The following is a 3,878-nucleotide window of genomic DNA, read 5'->3' on the forward strand; positions in this document are numbered from 1 at the left end:
TCACTTGCAAAAGCGACTCTATACAAGTATAATGCACGCCAAATTACACTGATATATACAACATAATTTTAATTTTTTATAGGTTGACAGAAAGAGATTAATACTTATAATGTGAAGTGTGTGAGTTTTATCTTCTTGTGAAATACAGGAGGAATTTATTATGAAATTAATCGTTGAAGAAAACACTCAGAAAATGAGCGAAAGTGCAATGCACATCTTACTTGGTGCTATGATGCAGGATAAGAGAGTGAATATTTCTCTTACATCAGGTAGAAGTCCTATTGAACTTTACAAGATGTTAGCTCCAGAAGTAAGAGATCAGGAAAAGTTCAAGGATATCGAATACTATTTATTCGATGAAGCACCATACATGGATGGTAAGCCTTATGGTCCTAACTGGGAAGAAATGCAGAAATTATTCTTCGAAGAAGCAAATATTCCAGAAGAAAGAATTCATGATATGACTATGGAAAACTGGGAAACATATGATGAAGAAATCAGCCGTGCAGGTGGTATTGATGTCATGGTTATTGGTCTTGGTTATGATGGTCATTTCTGCAGCAACTGTCCTAGATGTACACCAATGGATTCATATTCTTATGCAATGGATCGTGCTACTAAAAATAAAGCAAACCCTGATTATCCAAAGAGAGAACATCTTCCAATCACTCTTACAATGGGTCCTAAGAGCTTAATGAAGGTTAAACACTTAGTGATGATTGTAAATGGTAAGGAAAAAGCAGGCATCTTAAAACAGGTTCTTGATTCACCTATTACAGATGAATTACCATCTACTGTTTTAAAGCTTCATCCTAATATGACATTGATCTGTGATAAAGATGCAGCTTCTGAATTAAACATGGACGATTACAAAAGACTATAAGTCTTTATAGAAAGTTCTTCGGAACTTTCTTTTTTTATATTCTGGAAAGCTTTTCCAAGAAATGGAAACGAGATTACTGATCAATTATGAATTGATATACTTGAATAAACAGGAGGTACTATTTATGAGTAAGATGGATATTGTAGAGTTAAGATTAAGAAGAACAGTTGCATTGATAATTGACTGGTATATTACTAATATGCTGGCTTCTATTCCTATCACATTCTTTTTAAGAAAAGATAGTCAGTTTAAACCAGAGATGTTTGAATTAACTGCTTATGGTTTCAATACAGCTCTTATTGTATGTTTAATTGCGATTACTATCGGGATACTTTATTATGTATTCATTCCTCTTTATATCTGGAAAGGTCAGACTCCAGGTAAGAAGATTTGTAAGATCAAAGTTATTGATTATGATCATAAAGATGTCACTATGAAAAACATGATGTTAAGAGAATTACTCGGTGCAACTCTTCTTGAAGGTGGTATTACTATTATTCCTTCTTATTTAAGAAAGATTGCCTCTCTTTTACAGTTCACTTCTATTGTAAATCCTTTAACTTATGTTGCTTATGCATTGACACTTGTTTCTATTGGATATGCTTATTTCCAGAAAGATACACGTTGTTTTCATGATTTAGTTTCACATACTGAAGTTATTAAACTATAAATTACTGTCCTGTGGTATAATAAGGTATATTATACCCAGGACGGTGAATACATGTTTAACTTAGTTATTATTTTATTATCTACATTAAATGGTGAACCTAAAGGTTCTAATAATTATAAGATTGCGAAATTCATGATAGAAAATATTCATGATTTAGAAGACTATACTCTAACTGAACTTGCGAAAGCGTGTTATGTGTCTAATTCTAGTATTTCTAGATTCTGCAGGGATATAGGTTTAAGGGATTTTAATCAGTTAAAAAATCAGATTGCGAAGTTTTCGGTAGAAAAAACGAAACTTTCTAATAAATTTAACTATGAAGGACGAAATGAAGATTCCATTTTCACTTCTTATGTAAGAAGTGTGATTGAGAATCTAGAGATGTTGGAAAAGAGTTCTATTGAAAATGATATCAAAAAATTAGTAAATGATATTTATGGGTATCAAAAGGTAGCTGCATTTGGTTATATGCATTCTGAAAACGTTGCATTGAACTTGCAATATGATTTACAAACAAGTGCTAAACCTGTATTTACTGCCATTAAAGTAGCTAACCAGGCTGAATATATTACAAACGCCGATGAGAAGACTTTAATTATCTTGTTCTCTGATTCTGGTACTTATTTTGATCGTATTTTCCCACGTGCAAAACCATTTAAACAACAAAGCAAGAAACCTAAGATTTGTTTAATTACATCTAATAAAGAATTAGATTATCCTTTTATTGATCAATATATACGCTATGACAGTAGAGGTGATTATGCAACTCACCCTTATTCACTCACAGCGATTGCAGATACAATATGTATTGAATATGCAAAAATGTTGAAAGAACTCGAATAATATGAAAGCACTAAAAAGGTAAGGATCTGACCATCCTTACCTTTTCGTTTTGATGCATCTATTTTCTAATCACAAATAAAGTACAACACTTGTATATCTGATATTCTATTTTGCTTTAATAGCCCATCTCATCTTAGTAGACTTTGCACGTGAATTACGATGACATTCTTCCTTAGAAGGTCTAATCACATTTCTACATACATCTTCATAAATACCTAGATTCTTTAATTCTTTAAAAGACTTCTTCACAATTCTATCTTCTCCAGAATGGAATGTAAGAATCGCAGCCTTTCCTCCTGGTTTTAAAACAAGAGGTAGCTTCTCTACAAAGTCGTATAATACTTCAAACTCCTGATTCACTTCTATTCTTAATGCCTGGAATACTCTTGCAGCTGTCTTATTCACAATATCTTTTCTATTCTTATCAGTAATAAAGTTGAGTGTTTTATCAATGATCTTATAAAGCTGCTGAGTTGTTTCTACTTCCATACCTGAACGTATGAATGAATAGATATTCTTAGCTAATATATCAGCATATGGTTCATCTGAGTTCTCTGTAAGAATATGTTCTAGTTCTTCTCTTGATAAGTCTTTTAAGATTTCATAAGCAGGTCTACCTGCTTTAGGATTAAGTCTTAGGTCTAATGGGCCATTTTTCTTATATGAGAATCCTCTTTCTGGATTATCAATCTGCATAGAAGATACTCCTAAATCAGCTAAGACAAAATCAAATGGTCCATACTTCTCACTTACTTGATCAATGTTTCTAAAGTTGGTCAAAATAGGAGTAAAGACGTCTTCTCCATAACCTTTATTTCTTAGTCTCTCTGTTGTTTTTTCTATTTCGATAGTATCGATGTCTAATCCATAAAGGTGTCCTTGCCCTTCTAATTTTTCCATCATTTTAGAAGAATGTCCTCCATATCCTAGAGTACAATCTAAACCAATCTGTCCTGGCTGAATATCTAAGAATTCTAGTATTTCATCTACCATGATAGAAATATGCATACCTGCTGGTGTACTTCCTTTTGAAATAACCTTTTCTATTGTTTCAGGATATAATTCTGGATTAAGTTCTTTATACTTCTCTGAGAAATTTTTAGGGTGTGTACCCTTATATCTTTTTCTTCTTTTGTGTACCTGTTCAGTCATGTTTATACCTCATTTCATCTACTATATTAACGAAAATAGAGACAATAAACAAGTCAGATAAAACTCTGTATATACTGGATTGTTCTCTCTTACCTTCACAATATATAATAAAAGTAGTGTATTCGCTATTTGTGGGGTGTTGTTGTTTCATGCTTTATTTTATAGTTTTCATGAAAGGAGAAATATTTATGGATACAAAAAAGATAGGAAAGTTCATTTCTGAGAATAGAAAAAGAAAAGGTCTCACTCAAGAACAACTAGGAAATATATTAGGTGTCAGTAATAAGACTATCTCTAGATGGGAAAACGGGGGTTCACTTAGATAAAGAT

The 3,878-nt window shown here is 32.1% G+C and carries 5 protein-coding genes; 4 read left to right on the forward strand and 1 reads right to left on the reverse strand.

What is annotated here, in order from left to right; all coding sequences use genetic code 11:
* The first annotated feature begins 160 nt into the window (after positions 1 to 160).
* The 3 genes from B2S90_RS08345 to B2S90_RS08355 all read left to right on the forward strand — a co-directional run bounded on the left by B2S90_RS08345 (position 161) and on the right by B2S90_RS08355 (position 2,396).
* A complete protein-coding gene (locus B2S90_RS08345; RefSeq protein ID WP_055232552.1) occupies positions 161 to 883 on the forward strand; it encodes a glucosamine-6-phosphate deaminase in 723 nt (240 codons plus the stop codon).
* Positions 884 to 1,007: 124 nt separating this feature from the next.
* Positions 1,008 to 1,553, forward strand: coding sequence for an RDD family protein (locus B2S90_RS08350; protein WP_278778628.1), 546 nt, complete (start codon positions 1,008 to 1,010; stop codon positions 1,551 to 1,553).
* A 51-nt stretch (positions 1,554 to 1,604) separates the two neighbouring features.
* The gene (locus tag B2S90_RS08355) at positions 1,605 to 2,396 is read left to right on the forward strand and encodes a MurR/RpiR family transcriptional regulator (RefSeq protein ID WP_286696878.1); all 792 of its coding nucleotides are present in this window, start codon (positions 1,605 to 1,607) and stop codon (positions 2,394 to 2,396) included.
* Between the two features lie 105 nt (positions 2,397 to 2,501).
* Here the strand turns inward: B2S90_RS08355 and rsmH are convergent, their stop codons facing one another.
* Positions 2,502 to 3,548 carry a 16S rRNA (cytosine(1402)-N(4))-methyltransferase RsmH gene (gene rsmH / locus B2S90_RS08360; protein WP_286696879.1) on the reverse strand — a complete coding sequence of 349 codons (1,047 nt, stop codon included), beginning with the start codon at positions 3,546 to 3,548 and terminating at the stop codon, positions 2,502 to 2,504.
* A 188-nt stretch (positions 3,549 to 3,736) separates the two neighbouring features.
* On the opposite strand from rsmH, the gene B2S90_RS08365 reads away from it, so the two are divergent.
* The gene (locus B2S90_RS08365; protein ID WP_286696880.1) at positions 3,737 to 3,874 is read left to right on the forward strand and encodes a helix-turn-helix domain-containing protein; all 138 of its coding nucleotides are present in this window, start codon (positions 3,737 to 3,739) and stop codon (positions 3,872 to 3,874) included.
* Positions 3,875 to 3,878: the final 4 nt, after the last annotated feature.

This window comes from Catenibacterium sp. UBA627, assembly GCF_002299355.1.
Taxonomy (GTDB): domain Bacteria; phylum Bacillota_I; class Bacilli_A; order Erysipelotrichales; family Coprobacillaceae; genus Catenibacterium; species Catenibacterium mitsuoka.

Excerpts from the sequence above, each read along its gene's own strand:
- B2S90_RS08345 (WP_055232552.1), top strand. The coding sequence starts at position 161 with ATGAAATTAATCGTTGAAGAAAACACTCAGAAAATGAGCGAAAGTGCA.
- B2S90_RS08365 (WP_286696880.1), top strand. The coding sequence starts at position 3,737 with ATGGATACAAAAAAGATAGGAAAGTTCATTTCTGAGAATAGAAAAAGA.
- rsmH (WP_286696879.1), bottom strand. The coding sequence starts at position 3,548 with ATGACTGAACAGGTACACAAAAGAAGAAAAAGATATAAGGGTACACAC.
- B2S90_RS08355 (WP_286696878.1), top strand. The coding sequence starts at position 1,605 with ATGTTTAACTTAGTTATTATTTTATTATCTACATTAAATGGTGAACCT.
- B2S90_RS08350 (WP_278778628.1), top strand. The coding sequence starts at position 1,008 with ATGAGTAAGATGGATATTGTAGAGTTAAGATTAAGAAGAACAGTTGCA.